An 18,629-nucleotide genomic window follows, 5' to 3' on the forward strand; every position below is an offset into this window, starting at 1 on the left:
TCAAATGAGAATTAAAGCCTAGACTATTGGTATACTAAATTGATGAACGGGCGTGACTTACATGGCAGCAAACGAGGTTTTTGTATTTATTTGTACGATTTTGGTGTTCTTCATGACACCAGGACTGGCGTTTTTCTACGCCGGGATGGTTTCAAGAAAAAACGTGGTGAACACCCTGATGTCGGTTTTCATCATGTGCAGCATCCCCGTTCTTTTGTGGGTCATCATTGGCTACTCGCTCTCGTTTTCGGGGAACTACTTCAACGTTATCGGTGGGATGCATGATTTCATGTTACATAATTTCAACTTTACCGCCCCAGCAACTGCCGGTCCCATCTCCAACGGTTCATACATGCTGTTTCAGATGATGTTTGCCATCATTACGCCAGCCCTTTGGATTGGTGGAATCGTTGGCCGGATGAAGTTTAAGTTCCTAATCCTGTTCACGATTGCCTGGTGTATCTTGATTTACTATCCACTCGTTCACATCGTATGGGGTGGGGGATTTTTACAACAGATGGGAGTCTTGGACTTTGCTGGTGGAACGGTCATTCACATTAACGCTGGGATTACCGCCCTGGTTCTGGCCATCATGCTTGGACGACACAAGCGCGGCAAAAACGACAAGGCTTATAACCTGACCTGGGTCTTTTTGGGAACGGTCATCTTGTGGCTTGGTTGGTACGGTTTTAACTGTGGGTCGGCACTCGCCATTAATCACATTGCGTTTCAGGCGATGCTGACGACCACGATTGCTACGGCAACCTCGATGTTAACGTGGATTATTTTGGACGTCTTCATCCTAGGCGCACCATCCCTGATGGGCGCATGTACCGGAACTTTGTGTGGCCTGGTTGCCATCACTCCGGCCTGTGGGTTTGTTGGAATTGGAAGTGCGATTGCGATTGGCATCATTGCCACGTTATGTAGTTACACCTTCATTAAATACTTAAAGCCCCGCTTGCACGTCGACGATACGTTAGATGCGTTCGGTTGTCATGGGGTATCTGGAATTGTTGGTAGTCTTTTGACCGGACTGTTCGCTAGTAAGGCAATTAATCCGCAGGTGAAGTTTAGTGGCATCTTTGCTGGTGGTTCACTTCATCAGTTTTGGATTCAGCTGCTGGCAACTGGTTTCAGTATCGTGTTTGTGACCGTCATGGTTTTCTTGATTGTGTTAGTGCTAAAGCACGTTACGAAGATGCGAGTTACTCCAGAAGAAGAGGCTAAGGGACTAGACCTGAGCGAGCATAAGGAACGAATTGATTGTGATGCGATTAATCGCTAGGATAACATGAAAGAAAATAATTTTATGTAGCTTGCCTATTAAGTAAAAAAGCTCCTTCCTAAAGTGAAAGGAGCTTTTCTCTAGTCTTTAGTTCCAGAAAAATAGTTAAGTAAAAAGTCAATTAATTTTTCAATCAAATGAGTTAATAAATTAATTATTACTGGAATAATGACTGATAGTAAGAGATACATCAAATCACCGACGAGTATAGTTAGTATTGTGGTGTAAATACTCGCCTTAATTAGTGTATCATTGACTAAATAATAATATTAGATATAATTAAAACAGTAAGAGATACACAAGTCACCAGTTTGTGGTGAACTGATGATTGAGCTTATCAGCTAAAGCTGGTGGGCTCTTTTTTGTCTTACTATCGAAGCTAATGCCAATTGAATTACCACGTTTTTGATTTTATTTTTTTCATTTTAAAACCAACATTGTTAATATTGTCTATTCAGTTTGATTATTCTAGCTCTATATACTTCACTTGAAATTGTGGGAATAAAATCCTAATACCTGAATAATTGAGTCTTCCGTAAACACCAATGTTTTTTTGCCCTAACGATCCTACGTAATAATCTAAGTTTCCTGACCCTTGATCATCTGATAAATTTTTTAATGTCTCATATTTATGGCGTTTTATGTAGTTATAAGTGGCTAAATTCTTGCTAAACTTTTTAATTTTAGTATTTGATAAAGTTATTGCTCTCATTTGAATGCTTACTGCTGCATGGTCAGCAAATAAAAGGTCAAAAGCAAGAAAACCAATCGATAAAATGATAATGAGTGATGTTGATATAAGAATTGTTTTAGCTTTCATTTTGTAGTCCCCTCAATTTATTATTTTTAGTGATAATATTTTATCACGAAATATTATTTATGTAACATAACACCTATGAAAACGGATGAGCTGATTTTATTTGTTGTAATTTCAATTTTCTCGGTGTTTTTGGTTGCTTTTAGTAATATTAATTCAAATCCAATTAATATTTTTAGCAAGGACTTAATGAGCATGGATATGGGGTCAAAGATTGCTCATCATGGAGAGTCAAAAGAAACGACATCACAATTGGCCTAAAACTGCATGGTATCGAAATTAGAAAAAGTGCTATTAGATATTATAGGTAGGCATTTATGTGATTTTCTGTTTCTCATTATAATGATGATACAATTGTCACAGGAGCCTTTATAACTCTAAAAAACAAAAATCGAGGTAGATATCTATGTCAAAAGAAGATGATCTTTTAAAGGCCGCCTTAAACGGTGGAACGTTTGACTTTCGTGACCCGTCGTTTAAACCAATCTTTGATATTCATTTTAAAAATGCTGAATTATTGAAACAGTTTAACAGTGAACCAGATCCAGTTAAGCAACAGGAAATCTTGGCTAAGATTACTGGCAGAGAAGTACCGGAAAACGTGATTGTCTTTCCACCACTTCAGACTGATTTTGGTCGCAACATTTTCTTAAAATCAGGAGTCTTAATCAACACTGATTGTCTGTTTGACGATGCTGGTGGAATTTATCTCGACGAAAACGTTTTGATTGGACCACGAGTTTCACTGATTACGCTTAACCACGATACGCGACCAGACCACCGGAATTTGATTACTACTGGTGCCATTCACATTCACAAAAATGCTTGGCTTGGAACTGGTGTCATTGTTCTTCCAGGTGTTACCATTGGTGAGAATGCCATTATCGGTGCTGGCTCGGTTGTCAATAAGAATGTTCCTGCCAATTCAACTTACGTAGGCGATCCGGCCAAACCAATTAAGCGGCATGACTAAGAGTAAAATTGGTTTTAGCGTTTTTGAAACGTGGAATGATTTGAGATAATAAAACTGTGAGTATTAACAATATAAATGCCAAAGCCCCTAACTAATGCGATAGTTAGAGGCTTTTTGTGGCGTATCAGTTTTTTATTACTATTTGTTTTATCCCTGGCTAGGGAAATTAAAGATCTGACCTACTAGTTGTTCTATGATTAGTAAGTCGTATTGAGTTAATTTTTCAATGAATTTAATATTTCTATCACTGTTACTAGACCAATCATAACTTGCTAGTTGACTAGTTATAACCTGACCATGTGTTTTGTATCCATTTAAATTAAAATTACCAGCATAGTTCCGAATTGTACTCGTAATTGGACAAACAACAACAAAACGAGTTGCGTCATTAAAGGCTTTGGTACTGATTACTAGGCCAGGACGTCTTTTTTTAATTTCGTTTCCTCTACTGGGATCAAAATCAATCCAAACAACGTCTCCTTGATTTGGACAATACGATTGATTATTCAAATCATTTCACGTCCCTCTAGTTGACTTTTATTATTAATGGGAGACTGGTAAAGTTTTCCGTTGGCATATTTTTTGTCGCCATAAATTTGTTTTATTTTTGGGACCAACATAAGTGCTCCCTGTTGATCTTTAGTTAGAAAGTATTCTTGTCCCAAAGCTAATCCATATTCTTTTTGAGTCTCACTATTGAAGTTAATACCAATTGAGTTTCCGCGTTTTCTGATTTTAACTTTTTCCATCAACATCATCTCCTTAATTACATTGTATCACATGTAACACCGAAGAACATAAGAGTACATAGTTTTTCTTTTTTTATTGTTAATTAAACTTTTTAATATATTTAGAACCTCTTAATTGGTTTTGAATTTTTGGTATTTTATTTCTCATTATTGGTGACTGTTGTTCGTTTTTGGAGGATTTATAGGATGGTTTGTTCCTGAAATTGTTGATGTATTTAAATAAATTAAATGAAGTGCCAGACATAGAATTTTAACTTTATCTGGCACTTCATTTTATTTTTACGGTTTTTGTTAAATAGTTTTACCTCATCTCAATCACTATCTTGCCAGTAGCGTGGTGTGATTCCAGTAGTTTATATCCCGCTAGCACGTCACTAAACGGGAAGACCTTATCAATAATCGGCCTTAACTGCTGGTCTTCAATCATTTGGGTTAAAATGTCTAGTTGAGGTCCACTGGGATGCATGATGAAGAAGGTGTATTCAACGTGATGTTTTTTAGCTAAAAGTCGCAGTGGACCACTAGCAATCCCAAACAAAATTGATTTAAACCAGCCGAGATGGTGTTCCATTCCAAATTTAAAGGTTGGAATTCCGTTGATTGTGATTAGCTTGCCACCTGGTTTTAAGATTTTAAAGGTATCTTTGAGGGTCCTGCCGCCACGACTGTCAAAGGCAATGTCGTAATCGCTTAACACCTCGGAAAAATCCGTCGTATGATAATCAATCACCTGGTCAGCACCTAAAGAGCGCATTAACGCCACGTTCTTTTGACTCGTGGTCGTCGCAACGAAGGCACCCCGCGCTTTGGCAATCTGAATTGCCATGGTACCAACGCCACCGGATCCGGCTTGAATGAAGACTTTTTGGCCCTTTTTCAGTTTGCCAATTTCAATTAAAGCCTGGTAGCTCGTTAATCCAGTTAGGGGAACGGAACTGGCATCTACTAGACTCAAGTTACTAGGCGTTTTAGCGATGTCGTTCTCGTCAATCGCGATAAATTCGGTTAAAGTGCCACTTTGATAATCATCAGGACGTCCGTACACTTGGTCACCCAATTTGAATTTAGTTACCTTTTTACCGATTTTGACCACCGTACCGGAGAAGTCGTTTCCGACGGTAATCGGTAATTTGTACGGCATGATGATTTTTACCTTACCGGATTGAATCGTGTAGTCGATTGGGTTAAGTGACGAGGCCGCGATTGACACCAAGACCTCGTTGTCATTAATTTGAGGAACGGAAATGGTGTCCTTTACAAAGGGCGTCTGGTATTTTAGCAGTTGCAGAGCGGTCATTTGTTTGGGGATGTTAGTCATATTAGGCACCTCTTACATAAATTTGGGGATCAAACGATCCATCAGTCGAGTTGGTAAAACGGCATTGAAGAAAGCGGTTGGCTTCGCACCAAACCCAATGAGATATCGTGGTCTGGGCTTTTTGGCTAAAACGACTTTTTGAATTGTTTTGGCAATCAAAGTGGGTTGTGACGCTAATTTTGAAGCATAAATTTTATTAGTTTTATTGGCCATTTCTTTAGCGGCTGCTTCGTACTTGGTTCCCTTAGAGGAATTAACCAGCTTGTTCATAGCGATTTTGGACCAGTTACTTTTTACAACCCCCGGTTCAATTAGGACCACCTGGATGCCAAACCTTCTTACTTCCATTCGAAGTGAATCACTTAAAGTTTCAAGTGCATGTTTGGATGCGAAGTACCAGCCGGCGAGTGGACTACTGAACCTACCCGCCATTGAAGAAATGTTGATGATTTTGCCCGCGTGTTGTTTTTCCATGTAGGGTAAAACTAGTTTGGTTAGGGCAATTAACCCGAAGACGTTGACGTCAAATTGGCGTTTGGCTTCTTCATCGCTGACGTTTTCGATGGTGCCAAAAGAACCATAACCGGCACCGTTGATCAAGATGTCAATCTTGCCGGCGGTTTGGATAACTTGATGAACACCTTTTTGCATCGAATCTTGGTTGGTAACGTCCATGTTAATTGGTGTAACCCCGAAAGCCTTTAATGGTTCCATTGCGTCCGTTTTTCTGGCAGCTCCAAAAACTTGATAACCGGAGTTTGCCAGTCGTTTAGCGGTTTGATATCCCATTCCGGAGCTAGCTCCTGTGATTAAGATTGTTTTCATTAGTTACCTCCTAAATGATATAAGTTTCGTTGATTAAGTTACACGAGTATATTATAATACAACTGTTGCATTTGCAACTATTAACCAAAAAAAGGTGATTATTAATGGAAAAGAAGATTGACAGAAGAGTTCGAAAGACCCAGAAAGCCATCCAGGACAGCTTTCGTGAACTATTGCAGGAGAAACCTAGTTTAGATCAAATTTCGGTGAAAATGATTTGCGATCAAGCCGACATTACGAGAAAAGCCTTTTACGACCACTATTCTGACAAGTCGGCGCTGGTTTTGGACTTTATGAATTCGTATTTCAAAGAGTTGAGGTTGACCTGTCAGAATGTCGACGACACGAAAGTCCAAGAAAAGATTGAACTTTGGATTAATTTCTTCACTCAGGATCGTAACTTCTTTCGTAATCTATTAAAAAGTCAAGATTCGTATCAGTTCAGAAAAGAATTCAACGATTTTACCAGGGAACAACTGGCGTTTGTCACTAAAGACATCAGTCAAACGGAACTAGATTTCATTTGCTACGGAATTGATGGCATCATCGAAGAGCTAGTTTTATCAGACGAGCAGGTTAATAAGGGTAAACTGGCTAAAAGGGTGAAGGCGATTTTAGTGCCATATCTGAGTCAAGATAAATAGGAGGATGCTGCGATGAAAAAGATTTTAGTGGTTGAGACTAACACGACTAATTTTCCCAATAGTAATCGACTGACTGGCTTATGGTTGGGGGAATCAGCTGAATTTGTGGCGGAAGTTCAAGAGGTTGGATACGACGTGGATTATCTTAGTCCGAAGGGAAGGTACGTCCCGATTGATCCGAGAAGTATGAAGTCGTCGTACGTTGATGCTGATACTCTAAGGATGTATCAAGATCGCGACTATCAGAATCATGGATTGGCTAACACTCTGAAACCAGTCGACATCAACCCCGAAGACTATTTGGCGATTTACTATACTGGTGGCCACGGAGTAATGTGGGATTTCCCCGATGACCCGCAGTTACAAAAAATCAGTTTGGAAATCTACAATAACGGTGGATACATCTGTTCGGTGTGTCATGGCATTGCGGGAATCCTTAACATTAAGTTGCCAGATGGGAAATATCTCATTTCTAATAAAAAGATTACTGGTTTTACGACTGCTGAGGAAGTTTTAAGTGGCAACTATAAAAGAGTGCCATTCTTAAATGAGAAGGTTGCCAAAGAGCATGGGGCCCATTTTGAAAAGGTACGACCATTTAAAAGCCATGTCGTAAAAGACGGACGCTTAATTACGGGACAAAATCCGCAATCACCGAAAGCGGTGGCAAAGGAGCTTGTGAGGGCGATAAATATAAACAAGAAATAAAAAGATATATAATACTAATTATCAATTTAGCTAAAAGGAGGCTCACAATGATTGCCATTGTGAGTCTCTTTTAAATAAAAATGATTAATTTTCCTTTTCTTTTTTCATTTGCTTATATATTTCTAATTTTTTGTTTATAAAATTGATGTAATTATTTACGATATTTTTGTTTTCAATAAGATGTTTTTTATGTTCATTTAGTAAATAAATTCTTTCATCAATTGAACTGTTACCCTTTTTTCGTAACATTGAATATTTAACAATTGTTTTTAATGGCATTCCAGTTTGTTTTAATCTTTTTATGAATTCAATCCATTTTATGTCTTTTTCTTGGTACATTCTTCGATTGCTTTTAGATCTTTTCGGATTCAATAATCCCAATTTTTCATAGTACCGTATTGTATCCATTGAAAGGTTTACTTTTTTAGAAAATTCACCAATATTCATAATTAATTATCCTATTCTGTTGATATAGATCTAAAATTGTATTTATATTAGCATGAATTATACTATATAATAATTTGTTTTTAACAGTAAAAGGCTAAATAAATTAACGTGATTTAAATACAGTTTTAGCTACTTCAATTGCATTCAACACTTTAGGAAATCCAACATATGGTATGCACTGGATAAACGTTTCTATTATTTCGTCTTTTGTAAGACCAACATTTAAACTCCCATTAATATGAACTTTTAATTGCTCTTTAGTGTCTCCTTGGGTTAATAGGGAAGTAATTGTTATCATTTCTCGTTGCTTTAAGTTTAGGGTTCCTCTTCCATAAATATCGTTAAAAGCAAATTCGATAATCAAAGATCCAACATCTGGAGCAACTTCATTCAATGACTCCATAACTTGATCGGCTGAAGACACATCGATCTTATCTAACAATTTTTTGCCATTTTCAAATCTTTTGTTATCCATAAAATATTATCTCCTTTATTTTTGTTAATTAGATAATATCTTATGGAGTTAACTCCATGTAAAGCGTGATTTTAGGATATTAAAAATATCATTTTAATTACGTACTACTAATAAGGTCATAATTTAAATTATTATAGATAATTGTAGAGAAATAAGTTTATAATTAAGATGAATAATTAGAAAGATAGGAGATTAAGAAATGCTATTACATAAATATTTAAAATTATTATCTCACTCGGAATCTTTTTTGTGGTTCTCAAGTAATTAATAAAAGTGTTCATGCCGATGATGTGAATAATCAATCAGTTACGCTACAAATTAATTATCTTGATAGTGAAAGCTATCAACCAATCTCGTCGTCTACTTCTATAACTGGAAATGCGGGATCTTCTTATCACATTACTCCTTCACAAATTAGTAATTATAAGTTTTTTGGTAGTAGTGACCCGATTAATGGTACTTTTACTTCTGGTGATAATGTAATTAATTTATATTATAGTAAGACTCCTGCAGCTAGCTCAAACTCATCTAATTCCAGTAGTTCAAAAACTAGTAAAGAGGCTCAAAGTGCCACTAGTTCTAAGAATTCATCCAGCAATAACAGTCCTATGAAAAATGGATCGAAAGCAGCAATTAATAATTCAAATAATCCAAATAAGTCTAGTAACACAAATGATTCAAGAAAATCGAAAGTCGATAAAAAGAATGCTAGTTCATCTCCGGTTACTAGTAAAACGGATGATAATGGTAAAAATGCTGGTAGCAAAAACAAAGTCAAAAATTCTGGTCATGAAAAGAAAGATACAAATAAAAAATCAACTAAGCATGATAAAAGAAATAAAAGTAGTAAAACGCCATGGATTATTGCAATTATTGTGTTAATTTAGTTGGTGCAGTTGGTGGATTCATCTGGCATCGTTTCCACAAATCAGAGCACTTTAAACATTAATTTTAATAAGAACTGAATATCAGTGAAATACAACTAATTTATGATTAGTTGTATTTTTTATGATTTATGTTTTATTTAAGTGTGAAATTTGAAATTATATAGAAAGTAGTACCATTATTTCTGTCGTTCATAATAAGTCTGAACTACAGTACTTTGATCATGTAGTTAATCTAAATAATTTAATTTGATAATCATCCCTGGACCACTAGTACATCTTCTAGCGGTTTGGGGATGTTTTTATTTCCGAACAATTCGTGTGATTTTCATTTTTATTTCTTTTTATCAAAACAATTATTGTGAAATTATTATTTATGTTAATTTATTTCAGAATAAAATGAGAATCAAAATGATTTGAAATATTGATCTTAGTATATTTGCTGATTCAGAAGTGCTTGTGAAGTTGTTATTTATTGCCATGCCAATAGTGTAAGCGGTTGCATTATTAAAATTCCGAGTATATATTGAATGTGTAAATAAAAACAAGCGCTTATTTTACTTACTATTAATTAATACTAAATTTAACATGATAAAAAGAGGCTATTTATTATGAACGATAAAATGAATGCTTTAGTAATGACTGCCAAACAAAAGATGAAGATGGAGCAGATTGACACTCCAACTCCTAAAGACGATGAAGTTTTGGTTGAAACGGCCTATGCCGGAATCTGTGGGACTGATAATGGGCTGTTCAACGGACTCCCAGGCTCCACTGACGCTACCCCACCAATCGTGTTAGGTCACGAAAATTCTGGGATTGTTGCCGCCGTTGGTAAAAACGTCCAAGAATTTAAAAAGGGTGATCGGGTGGCCGTTGACCCCAATATTTATTGTGACAAGTGTTTCTATTGTCGAACTGGTCGTTATGAACTCTGTGACAACTTGTCAGCCATTGGAGTAACTCGTAATGGTGGACTTGCTCAATACTTTACAGCACCTGAAAAAGTGGTTTACAAGTTGCCAGACTCAGTCTCACTTCAAGCTGCATGTTCACTTGAACCAATCTCTTGTGTGGTTCACGCAATGAAGATTACCGAGAACATTACCCCTTACCAACACGCTTTAATCATTGGTGATGGTTTCATGGCTCGTCTGTTCGCTCAAATTCTGCGTGACTACGGGATTCAACGAATTGATTTAGCCGGGATTCTAGACGACTCAGTGCTTGACCGTTTGAAGACTGAATTAAAGTTAGACAACGTGATTAACACGACGAAGACCCCAATTAAAGAAAATTATGACTTTGTGGTTGAAGCCGTTGGTCGTCCTGAGACTCAAGAAGAGGCTGCTGAGCACACCAACAAGGGTGCTCAAGTGCTGATGTTTGGAGTCGGTAAACCTGATCAGACCTTCTCAATGAATACTTACAACGTCTTTAAGAAACAGTTAACGATTAAGGGATCGATTATTAATCCCCATGCCTTTGAAGATGCGATTGCTTTACTGGCATCCGGTGCCGTTAAGACCACTCCGTTCCAGGATAATATTTTAAAGCTTGACGAAGTTGAAGGAGTTCTAAATCACACGACCCCTAAGATGGGGAAGTCGATTGTCGCAGTTAACCCAGAACTTAAATAGAAAAATGTGGTGATTGTTATGACTGCAAAGAAAACACCACGAACGATTTCGATGAGTGCTTCGATTATTTATTTTATTATTTCAATCATCATCAATTCACTTGGAAACGTTCTGACGTTGGTCACCAGTGCCAAGGTGGTTCCCCAGTTTTTGGGGTCCGCGTACTGGACGGCGGCCGAAACCAACTTTAGTATTGCGATTCATTGGAATCTTTTTTGGACTTTCGTCCTGATCGGAGTCGCCATCATCATTTTGAATGCACTCTTGCTTGGAAAATGGGACTGGGGCAGAGCCATTGGAAACATGATTTTCATGATTCCGTTTTCCTGGTTAGTTCAGGTATTCTATGACCTTTTGACCGAGATTATCAAGTTACCGGAGGCCCGTTCGTTGGGCTTAATCACCGTTTACGTGCTGGTCAACTTTATCGGAGTTGCATTTATTGCGATTGGAATTTCGATTTATCAACGGGTCAACCTGGTCTTACACCCAAATGACGATCTAATGCAGATCCTACGTTTCAAGTATTTTAAGGGGAACGCCGCTGAAGCAATGTGGGCTTCATACATCCCACCGACTGTTATTGGAATAATTGCGATTTTGATCACACATCGAATTGAATACTATGGGATTGGAACGGTTTTTGCCTTTCTTTTCCAGGGTGGCATTACCGGAATTGCCGATAAGGTCGTCTTTCCAAGCCTCAAGCACCAAGCGTTAGATACGTCTAATGGCATAGAAGATTCAACGGTGGCAACCGACGTTGATAATGATGAACACCAATTATCGCATAATAAAAAGGGGAGTAAGAAAATGAATATTAGTGATTACTTTACTGGTCTTCAACACGTAGGAATTCCTACCAAAGACCTTAACAAAACCATTCAGTACTATGAAAAACTTGGATTTAAAAAGATTGGCGATTTCCCAAATGGTAACATTCACTGTGCCTTTATGAAATACGACAACCTCACCCTTGAAATTTGGGAAGGCGAGCCAACCAACCCAGTTGATGGCGCGATTAACCACTTTGCCTTAAATACCACTGACATTGAAAGTGCCTTTAAGGCCGCTAAAGAAATGGGACTGAACGTCGATGATGATCAAATTCAATACATTGGGGCGTACTGGACGAAGGGAATTAAATTCTTTAACGTCTATGGTCCTAACCACGAACGCATTGAATTTTGTCAGATTCTGAAGTAACGATTGATTGCCATTAAATTATTAAAACCTCAATTTTTAAAACCCATACCAAAAAGGGGATGTTGAACAATTCGTTCAGCATCCTCTTTTAATTTTATAGGGATTTTTCTGATTTGTAATTATCAGATTGATTTATTTATCACATTCACAAAAAAACTCTTGCAATAAATCCTCTGGGGGGGGGTAACATGGCATTATGAGAAGTTAAAATTTAATAACAATGTCATGATAATGTTCGTTTTTAATGAATACTTAGTACATTGTAAGATAGGATTGTGAAAGAGTAATGCATTTTAAATCAAGAAGGATTCGTTTTAATAAGGTTTTTAATCGTACGAATTTAATGTTTTTTTGTATTTTTTTATTTGCTAGTATGATTTTTTTAGGAATATGTAGTTACACTTCTCCTTTGTACTATTTTGACTATTCACCAGATAGTAACTGCTATTTTACTGTTGGGAAAGCTATGATGAATGGAATTATTCCGTATAAAGATTTATTTGAACAAAAGGGTCCTTATGTTTATTTTATTCATGGAATTGCTTGGTTAATAAATTCCAAAAGTTTAGTTGGAATGTTTCCATTTGAAGTGTTGTCTTTAATGGCAATTATGTACTTTGCTTATAAAATAACGCATCTTTATATAAAGAGTAATCCTATTTCTGTTTCAGTAGGCCTATTAACGTCAATATTATCACTCTATCACCCATACTATAATTATGGAGATTCCGTTGAGTTTTTTGCTTTTCCTGCAGTTTTAGGACTTATTTATCTTGTTTTACTAATTAGTAATAGAAACTTTACAGTTACAAAGCTTGAATGGTTAATTCAAGGTATTATTGTTGGAATTATTATATTTTCAAAATTTACTTTAATCGGAAGTTGGATTGTCTTCTATCTTCTCATTTTTGGTTTTTATCTTTTTCATAAAAGGTTTGAAGCGATGAGAAACATGATTTTATATAGTGGATTAGGTTTTTTATTATCTACTGTTCCATGGATTATTTATTTTATTATTACTAATTCATTAAAACAATTTATTAATGTTTATTTTATTGCCAATATTTTCCAATATAGTGGATCTCATGCTTCTATCATTGGGAAATTAATTAATGCTTTAATAGTATTTGAAAAATTTCTTACTTCTGATCCAATAATATTTTGTTTTGGATTTTTAGGAATTTTATTTTTATGTTTATATAATAGCTTTTTTACAAACACGTTTACGCATATATTAATTTTGCTTATGTTATTTGGTAATGCACTTATTTCAATTTATGGACATGATCTATCTAATGTTCTTCAATATTATGAGCTTATATGGTTTCCTTACATTATTCTTTCAATAATTGCCTTAGTAGTCTACTTATATAAATCCTTATTAAAAAGTAAAATAAATGTAAAAGAGAGAAATATTATATTAGGAACTTTTCTTCTTTCCTTTTCACTTTTGCTAGGAATAAATAATAATGTAATGAACTCTAAAGTTTTTGCCAATAATGGATCGATGACTGTCAATCCAACTGGCAAGCCCACTCAACCTGCGCAAGTTATATTTGGTAAAATTATAGAACATAATTCGAAAGGGAAACCAACTTTATTAAACTACGGATCTCTTGATATGGGAATTTATACAACTTCAGGTGCAATGCCATCAACTTATTATTTTCAAAATTATAATTTTCCAGCAAAGTTTGAAAAGAAAGTTTTGAATTCTCAATATAATGTTATTAAGGATAGAAAAGTTCAGTGGGTAACTTTGAATACACTTGGAGGAACAAGTATTAGTGAATATAGTGGACCAGGTGGTGAAAAACAAGGACAGATGGCAGGAAGTAATTTAAATCCTGGAACACAACAAATTTCTTCGACGCTTTTTAAAAATTATAAAATCGTAGCAAAGCATGGGCAGAATTTTGAAAATCAGAATGTCACTTATTGGTTACTTGAAAGAAAAAAGATTTCTCATCATAAAAACAAACAACATAAAAATACCATTCAACGGGGTGCTTATCAAACAACATATAATAGTTATTATTGATCACAAAAAAGGGGATGTTGAACAATTCGTTCAGCATCCTCTTTTAATTTTATAGGGCTTTTTCTAGTTTTTGTAGGTGAGACATGTGTTGGTTGAACTTGTTGTGAATGTGTCGTCTTACGAAGTACTTTCTGACCTCATCAATTAGAACCAGTGGAATTGGGATGGCAATCAGGTAGATCCAGTCACTGACACCAATTGCGGCGGTTCCAAAGACACCTTGAAGGAACGGAACGTAGATTAGAAGGGTGATTAGGACAATCTGAAAGGCGATGCCCCACATGATGCGGTGGTTACTAAAGAGCCCAATTTTAAATAGGGAAGTCGAATCGGTTCGACAGTTAAGGACGGCAGCGATTTGACAGAAGCCGATGGTAGCTAGCGTCATGGTAGTGGCTTCGGCGTAAAATGTGCCACTGCCAGCTAGCGGAATCTTGGGCCAACCGTGTTGGTAGTTGACGAAGAAGTAACCGCCAGTTGACAAGATGGACGCAAATAGTCCGTACCAACCAAACGCTTTGATAATAAGTCCTTTGTTTAACAGGTGCGAGCTTCTTGAACGTGGTGGCCGTTTCATGATTCCCGGTTCACTCTTTTCGGTTCCAAGTCCCAGAGCTGGCAGGAGATCAGTCCCCAGGTCAACGGTTAAAATCTCCATAACCGTCAGTGGGAGTGGAATGGCACCGTTAGAGATTAGAAACAGAATTGATGGAAAGGCTTCGGCCATATTACTGTTCAAGATGTAAAGGAGGAACTTCTGGATGTTGCTGTAGACGGTCCGACCTTCTTCAATGGCAGAAACGATGGAGGCAAAGTTGTCGTCGGTTAAAATCATGTCGGCGGCATCCTTGGCGACGTCGGTTCCGTTAACCCCCATGGCGATGCCGATGTTAGCTTTCTTTAGAGCTGGAGCGTCGTTGACACCGTCACCAGTAGCGGCAACCACGTCACCGTTTTTTTGACACATGGAGACGATGCGATATTTGTCTTCCGGAGCCACTCTGGCAAAGATGACTTCACCCTTGACGGCTTCTTGAAGTTGATCGTCTGACATCTTGGTTAATTCCTCTCCGGTGATGACCCGAGCCTTATTAGAGGTAATGCCGATTTGGACGGCAACACTCTTGGCAGTTAAAGAACTGTCTCCGGTGACCATGATGATTCGAATGTCGGCACTGTGACACTTCTTAACCGCGTCGAAGATTTCCTCTCGTGGGGGATCGGACATGACGGCTAGACCAACAAACACAAGGTTCTTTTCGGTGTTGTCAATCGTGGCTTGTTTCGGATCATCAGTATCGTTATCGCGGTAGGCAAAGGCTAATGAACGTAGCCCCTGCTTAGCGTAATCGGCGTTCGCCTGGTTAATCTTTTGCCTGTCAGTTGCGGTGATGGGGCGCACCTGACCGTTTACTAGGATTTTGTCACAAATCGAAAGAATGTTATCAAGGGCACCCTTGGTGTAAATGACGTTACTGCCGTCTGGCGCCGTCTTTTGAATCGTGGTCATGCGGCGCCGATTAGCATCAAATGGGAGTTCTTTCAGCCTTGGAGTCTGCTTTGTTGCGTCATCACGGTTTAAACCAGCCTTGTCGGTCAAGATGTTCAATCCGGCTTCGGTTGGAGTTCCTAAAATTGACGGAGCTTTCTTGTTGTCCGGGTCGTACTTAATGGCCGTGTCATTATTTAACAGGGCAATCTTTAACAAAAGGGCCAAATCCGGTTCGTGAGCGAGATTGACATTTTTGCCGTTGAATTGGATTTTGCCATTGTTGAAATATCCCGTTCCGGTAACGGTATACTCCTTGTCTGGAAGCCAAACGTGGTTGACCGTCATCTGATTTTGGGTCAACGTTCCGGTCTTATCAGAACAGATGACGTTGGTTTCACCCAAGGTCTCAACGCTGTCTAAGTCCTTTAAAAGGGCGTGACGTTTGGCCATGACCTGAGTGCCATGGGCTAGAGATAACGTGACGGTCGGAAGGAGTCCCTCCGGGATAAAGGCCACGATCATTCCCAGTGCGAAGATAAACGATTTGGCAAGCGGGTAATGAACGAAGTAGATGGCGAGGATAAAGAACGTAATTCCAATCGCAAAAGCAATAATGGAAATTTGACGGGTCAAACGGTTCAATTCCTTAGTAAGTGGTGAGTCCGTCTTCTTCTGGTTTTGCGTCAGGCTGGCAATCTTACCAAATTCGGAGTTCATCCCGGTCTTAACGGCTAAAACGGTCGCCGTTCCGTTGGTGACAACGGTCCCAGCGTAGACCACGTTACTGATGGCAAACTTTCCGTCACCATGTTGGTATTTATTGTTCTTATCAACCGGAAGTGATTCACCGGTTAGAGCGGATTCGTCCACCTGTAGTGATGAAGAATGGACCACGACTCCATCAACCGGGATGGCGTTACCGGCTTGTAGTTGCAGTAGGTCGCCGGGGACAATCCCATCAGCGTTGATCTGAACTGATTTCCCGTTTCTGATGACGTTGACGTATGTTGGTAGTAGATTACTCAGGGCGTCGGTTGCCTTTTTGGCTGCATGTTCCTCCCAAAATGAGAAGAGACCATTAATAATGTTGACCGCCCAAATTGCGATTCCAAGGTCGACGGTGCCTGCCAGAATGGCAATCACACCACTGACCCACAGCAGCATGGCCATTAGTGAAGTGAAGTTTTTAAGGAAGGCGATTAAAACCGATTCCTGCTTACCTTTCTTGATGACGTTGTATCCGTTTTTTTGTAACTTTTGTTTAACTTCGCTGGTAGTTAGACCCTTGGTGCTCGATGTGTCTAGCGTGCTAGTGAGATCTGACAATGGCATTTTGGCGTAATCATCGTCAGTTAGAATTTTGTTATCCAATGTTTTTCACCCCTTTTTCCAAATATCGTTTAGAATGTGCTTCTAAACAACCGTGGACTGATTTTAGCCTCTTTTTTTAAAAAAGCAATAGAAAAAACTGACTTTCGCAAAATAAATTAATTTAACCTGAGTCAGGACGAAACCATCACGATTAAGTAGGAATAATTGCCGCTCTTTCGCTTTTGAATTATCATAAAATTAACTACTTCAAAGGAGTCTTAAAATGGTTAAATTCATTGAACGTGAACATAAATTTTCACCAGCTGATTCTGACTTCGTGGACCGCAAGTTCATCGATGTGGCCTATGCGGAAGGCAAACGACACAAACTTGACGTTTACCTCCCAAACGAAAAGCGGGACCGTTATCCGGTCATCATTGATGTGCATGGCGGTGGGATGTACTTTGGACAAAAGAGTTCCTTTAAATTAAATGGAGCCCTAGAACTGTTAAAACGCGGCTATGCGGTTGTCAGCCCCAATTATTCGCTTAGTTACATGAAACCATTTCCCACCGCAATCTACGAATTAAAAGCCGTGGTGCGCTTCGTGAAAGCTCACGCTGATAGTTATCACTTTGATAGTAACGCAGTTTTCATGATGGGTGAATCATCAGGGGCTCAATTAGCGATGTTACTGGCAGCTTCTGAAGCCAGTGGCCACCTTGAAAGTGATTTTGGTAGTCATTTTGACTATTCAAGTCAGGTTGATGGTGTGATTTCTTCGTACGGATTGTACGAAATGGACCTTTTAAAGCCGGAGTTTGAGGCGCTCGGTCAAAAGCCCAATTTTTATGAAACTGGTGACGCCGACTCTTTTGAGGGTGCCATGCTGGGATTTCACCGACCGATTGACGTTCCTGATTTAGTTGCCGAGGCCAATCCGGTGACGTACCTAAATGAAGCAATGGTTCCGGCACTTCTGTACGCGGGAACCGGTGATCGCGTCGTTCCTTACGTTCAAACGATTAACATGGCGGCCGAACTCATCAAGTTCATTGGCAAACAGAACGTTGAGGTTCACATTGTTGACGGTGTTCCCCACGGTCCGAGTGGTTTTATGAATGAGACCGTGTTTGACCAGAAGGACCAGTTCATGAAACGAGTTATAAAACAAAAGGAAAAGGCATCCTAATGGGATGCCTTTTTGTTAATTAGTGAAAGAAATGGGCAATCGTTCCGTTTTGAACTAAAACGGAGACTCCCAAAAGGATATACACGATTGATGATAGGTAACGGCCGTATTTTCCTAACAGATTTTTAATCGGTTTATTGTCCTCAATGAGGATGGCACAGAAGAAAAAGATGACCGCCATGATGAGCATGGTGATGAGTGCCAGGAGTAGTTCTAAGTTAGTTTTGCGGATGAAAATGGGAATGAAGACGGCGACGTTATCAGCACCACACGCGGTAATGGTAATCGCCACGACTTTCATCACAATTTTGAATTTTGATCCATTACTGGTACTGATGTCACTACTTGAGTGCGGCTTTGGTGGAAACAGTTCCTTAATTCCGAATAAAATGGGGAAGATCCCAAGAAGGCCCAGAATCCACATCTGGGGGACGGCTCCGAGAATTCGCGCAATTATCATTGGTAGTAGGGTTAATCCCACCGTTCCAATTAAGTCACCGGTTAGGACTAACTTGGGATTCCTGTATGTTCCTAACAAGAGGACTAAGACGAGTAAGTAATCCAGATTGGTTGAAAAATAAGCCACGATTGAGCTGAAAATAATTTCGATCATTAATTC

Annotated in this window: 18 protein-coding genes and 1 pseudogene; 10 read left to right on the forward strand and 9 right to left on the reverse strand. The window is 38.5% G+C overall.

From position 1 onward, the window contains the following. The first annotated feature begins 61 nt into the window (after positions 1-61). Positions 62-1,288, forward strand: a complete 1,227-nt coding sequence (locus AC6UDF_RS06425) for an ammonium transporter (RefSeq protein WP_500695913.1) — start codon at positions 62-64, stop codon at positions 1,286-1,288. 463 nt (positions 1,289-1,751) lie between these two features. Here the strand turns inward: AC6UDF_RS06425 and AC6UDF_RS06430 are convergent, their stop codons facing one another. Then, entirely contained in the window at positions 1,752-2,108 is a 357-nt protein-coding gene (locus AC6UDF_RS06430) for a hypothetical protein (protein ID WP_500699731.1), read from the reverse strand. A gap of 403 nt (positions 2,109-2,511) precedes the next feature. Between AC6UDF_RS06430 and AC6UDF_RS06435 the strand changes: the two genes are divergently transcribed. Next, positions 2,512-3,078 carry an LbetaH domain-containing protein gene (locus AC6UDF_RS06435; RefSeq protein WP_500699732.1) on the forward strand — a complete coding sequence of 189 codons (567 nt, stop codon included), beginning with the start codon at positions 2,512-2,514 and terminating at the stop codon, positions 3,076-3,078. Between the two features lie 147 nt (positions 3,079-3,225). Here AC6UDF_RS06435 and AC6UDF_RS06440 read toward each other — a convergent pair whose 3' ends face one another. The 4 genes from AC6UDF_RS06440 to AC6UDF_RS06455 all read right to left on the reverse strand — a co-directional run bounded on the left by AC6UDF_RS06440 (position 3,226) and on the right by AC6UDF_RS06455 (position 5,970). Then, positions 3,226-3,588 (reverse strand): type II toxin-antitoxin system PemK/MazF family toxin, encoded by a 363-nt coding sequence (locus AC6UDF_RS06440; RefSeq protein ID WP_500699733.1) that lies wholly within the window; start codon positions 3,586-3,588, stop codon positions 3,226-3,228. Continuing rightward, complete coding sequence (locus AC6UDF_RS06445) at positions 3,585-3,827, reverse strand: hypothetical protein (RefSeq protein WP_500694239.1); 243 nt, start codon at positions 3,825-3,827, stop codon at positions 3,585-3,587. The genes AC6UDF_RS06440 and AC6UDF_RS06445 overlap by 4 nt, the downstream gene beginning before the upstream one ends. A gap of 301 nt (positions 3,828-4,128) precedes the next feature. Then, positions 4,129-5,145, reverse strand: a complete 1,017-nt coding sequence (locus AC6UDF_RS06450) for an NADP-dependent oxidoreductase (protein ID WP_500724101.1) — start codon at positions 5,143-5,145, stop codon at positions 4,129-4,131. Positions 5,146-5,157: 12 nt separating this feature from the next. Beyond that, on the reverse strand, positions 5,158-5,970 hold the full coding sequence (locus tag AC6UDF_RS06455; protein WP_500724103.1) for an oxidoreductase: 813 nt from the start codon (positions 5,968-5,970) through the stop codon (positions 5,158-5,160). A 104-nt stretch (positions 5,971-6,074) separates the two neighbouring features. On the opposite strand from AC6UDF_RS06455, the gene AC6UDF_RS06460 reads away from it, so the two are divergent. Continuing rightward, complete coding sequence (locus tag AC6UDF_RS06460) at positions 6,075-6,614, forward strand: TetR/AcrR family transcriptional regulator (RefSeq protein ID WP_500707547.1); 540 nt, start codon at positions 6,075-6,077, stop codon at positions 6,612-6,614. A 12-nt stretch (positions 6,615-6,626) separates the two neighbouring features. Then, positions 6,627-7,322, forward strand: a complete 696-nt coding sequence (locus tag AC6UDF_RS06465) for a type 1 glutamine amidotransferase domain-containing protein (protein ID WP_500724105.1) — start codon at positions 6,627-6,629, stop codon at positions 7,320-7,322. An 84-nt stretch (positions 7,323-7,406) separates the two neighbouring features. Here the strand turns inward: AC6UDF_RS06465 and AC6UDF_RS06470 are convergent, their stop codons facing one another. Together AC6UDF_RS06470 and AC6UDF_RS06475 are read right to left on the reverse strand one after the other, a co-directional pair. Then, on the reverse strand, positions 7,407-7,769 hold the full coding sequence (locus tag AC6UDF_RS06470; protein ID WP_500699737.1) for a MerR family transcriptional regulator: 363 nt from the start codon (positions 7,767-7,769) through the stop codon (positions 7,407-7,409). A gap of 103 nt (positions 7,770-7,872) precedes the next feature. Further along, on the reverse strand, positions 7,873-8,244 hold the full coding sequence (locus AC6UDF_RS06475; RefSeq protein ID WP_500699738.1) for a carboxymuconolactone decarboxylase family protein: 372 nt from the start codon (positions 8,242-8,244) through the stop codon (positions 7,873-7,875). A gap of 290 nt (positions 8,245-8,534) precedes the next feature. On the opposite strand from AC6UDF_RS06475, the gene AC6UDF_RS06480 reads away from it, so the two are divergent. The 5 genes and pseudogenes from AC6UDF_RS06480 to AC6UDF_RS06500 all read left to right on the forward strand — a co-directional run bounded on the left by AC6UDF_RS06480 (position 8,535) and on the right by AC6UDF_RS06500 (position 14,015). Then, positions 8,535-9,131, forward strand: a complete 597-nt coding sequence (locus AC6UDF_RS06480) for a MucBP domain-containing protein (RefSeq protein ID WP_500706041.1) — start codon at positions 8,535-8,537, stop codon at positions 9,129-9,131. Positions 9,132-9,751: 620 nt separating this feature from the next. Continuing rightward, entirely contained in the window at positions 9,752-10,768 is a 1,017-nt protein-coding gene (locus AC6UDF_RS06485) for a zinc-dependent alcohol dehydrogenase family protein (protein ID WP_500694283.1), read from the forward strand. An 18-nt stretch (positions 10,769-10,786) separates the two neighbouring features. Further along, positions 10,787-11,509, forward strand: a pseudogene (locus tag AC6UDF_RS06490) (DUF6198 family protein); the annotation flags it as partial. Between the two features lie 72 nt (positions 11,510-11,581). Next, positions 11,582-11,974 (forward strand): VOC family protein, encoded by a 393-nt coding sequence (locus AC6UDF_RS06495; protein ID WP_500696009.1) that lies wholly within the window; start codon positions 11,582-11,584, stop codon positions 11,972-11,974. Between the two features lie 286 nt (positions 11,975-12,260). Further along, positions 12,261-14,015 (forward strand): teichoic acid glycosyl transferase, encoded by a 1,755-nt coding sequence (locus AC6UDF_RS06500; protein WP_500724107.1) that lies wholly within the window; start codon positions 12,261-12,263, stop codon positions 14,013-14,015. A 49-nt stretch (positions 14,016-14,064) separates the two neighbouring features. On the opposite strand, the gene AC6UDF_RS06505 is transcribed toward AC6UDF_RS06500, so the two are convergent. After that, positions 14,065-16,839 carry a cation-translocating P-type ATPase gene (locus tag AC6UDF_RS06505; RefSeq protein ID WP_500724143.1) on the reverse strand — a complete coding sequence of 925 codons (2,775 nt, stop codon included), beginning with the start codon at positions 16,837-16,839 and terminating at the stop codon, positions 14,065-14,067. 262 nt (positions 16,840-17,101) lie between these two features. Here AC6UDF_RS06505 and AC6UDF_RS06510 point away from each other — a divergent pair, with 262 nt between their 5' ends. Continuing rightward, a complete protein-coding gene (locus tag AC6UDF_RS06510; RefSeq protein ID WP_500724109.1) occupies positions 17,102-18,010 on the forward strand; it encodes an alpha/beta hydrolase fold domain-containing protein in 909 nt (302 codons plus the stop codon). A 19-nt stretch (positions 18,011-18,029) separates the two neighbouring features. Here the strand turns inward: AC6UDF_RS06510 and AC6UDF_RS06515 are convergent, their stop codons facing one another. Beyond that, positions 18,030-18,623: a cadmium resistance transporter gene (locus AC6UDF_RS06515; protein ID WP_500724111.1), complete on the reverse strand. Its 594-nt coding sequence runs from the start codon at positions 18,621-18,623 to the stop codon at positions 18,030-18,032. Between the last annotated feature and the right edge of the window lie 6 nt (positions 18,624-18,629).

Source organism: Fructilactobacillus sp. X2R6C1, from assembly GCF_059901295.1.

Coding starts and splice junctions, on each gene's coding strand:
- AC6UDF_RS06425 (WP_500695913.1), top strand. CDS start 62: ATGGCAGCAAACGAGGTTTTTGTATTTATTTGTACGATTTTGGTGTTC.
- AC6UDF_RS06430 (WP_500699731.1), bottom strand. CDS start 2,108: ATGAAAGCTAAAACAATTCTTATATCAACATCACTCATTATCATTTTA.
- AC6UDF_RS06435 (WP_500699732.1), top strand. CDS start 2,512: ATGTCAAAAGAAGATGATCTTTTAAAGGCCGCCTTAAACGGTGGAACG.
- AC6UDF_RS06445 (WP_500694239.1), bottom strand. CDS start 3,827: ATGGAAAAAGTTAAAATCAGAAAACGCGGAAACTCAATTGGTATTAAC.
- AC6UDF_RS06450 (WP_500724101.1), bottom strand. CDS start 5,145: ATGACTAACATCCCCAAACAAATGACCGCTCTGCAACTGCTAAAATAC.
- AC6UDF_RS06455 (WP_500724103.1), bottom strand. CDS start 5,970: ATGAAAACAATCTTAATCACAGGAGCTAGCTCCGGAATGGGATATCAA.
- AC6UDF_RS06460 (WP_500707547.1), top strand. CDS start 6,075: ATGGAAAAGAAGATTGACAGAAGAGTTCGAAAGACCCAGAAAGCCATC.
- AC6UDF_RS06465 (WP_500724105.1), top strand. CDS start 6,627: ATGAAAAAGATTTTAGTGGTTGAGACTAACACGACTAATTTTCCCAAT.
- AC6UDF_RS06470 (WP_500699737.1), bottom strand. CDS start 7,769: ATGAATATTGGTGAATTTTCTAAAAAAGTAAACCTTTCAATGGATACA.
- AC6UDF_RS06475 (WP_500699738.1), bottom strand. CDS start 8,244: ATGGATAACAAAAGATTTGAAAATGGCAAAAAATTGTTAGATAAGATC.
- AC6UDF_RS06485 (WP_500694283.1), top strand. CDS start 9,752: ATGAATGCTTTAGTAATGACTGCCAAACAAAAGATGAAGATGGAGCAG.
- AC6UDF_RS06495 (WP_500696009.1), top strand. CDS start 11,582: ATGAATATTAGTGATTACTTTACTGGTCTTCAACACGTAGGAATTCCT.
- AC6UDF_RS06500 (WP_500724107.1), top strand. CDS start 12,261: ATGCATTTTAAATCAAGAAGGATTCGTTTTAATAAGGTTTTTAATCGT.
- AC6UDF_RS06505 (WP_500724143.1), bottom strand. CDS start 16,839: ATGCCATTGTCAGATCTCACTAGCACGCTAGACACATCGAGCACCAAG.
- AC6UDF_RS06510 (WP_500724109.1), top strand. CDS start 17,102: ATGGTTAAATTCATTGAACGTGAACATAAATTTTCACCAGCTGATTCT.
- AC6UDF_RS06515 (WP_500724111.1), bottom strand. CDS start 18,623: ATGATCGAAATTATTTTCAGCTCAATCGTGGCTTATTTTTCAACCAAT.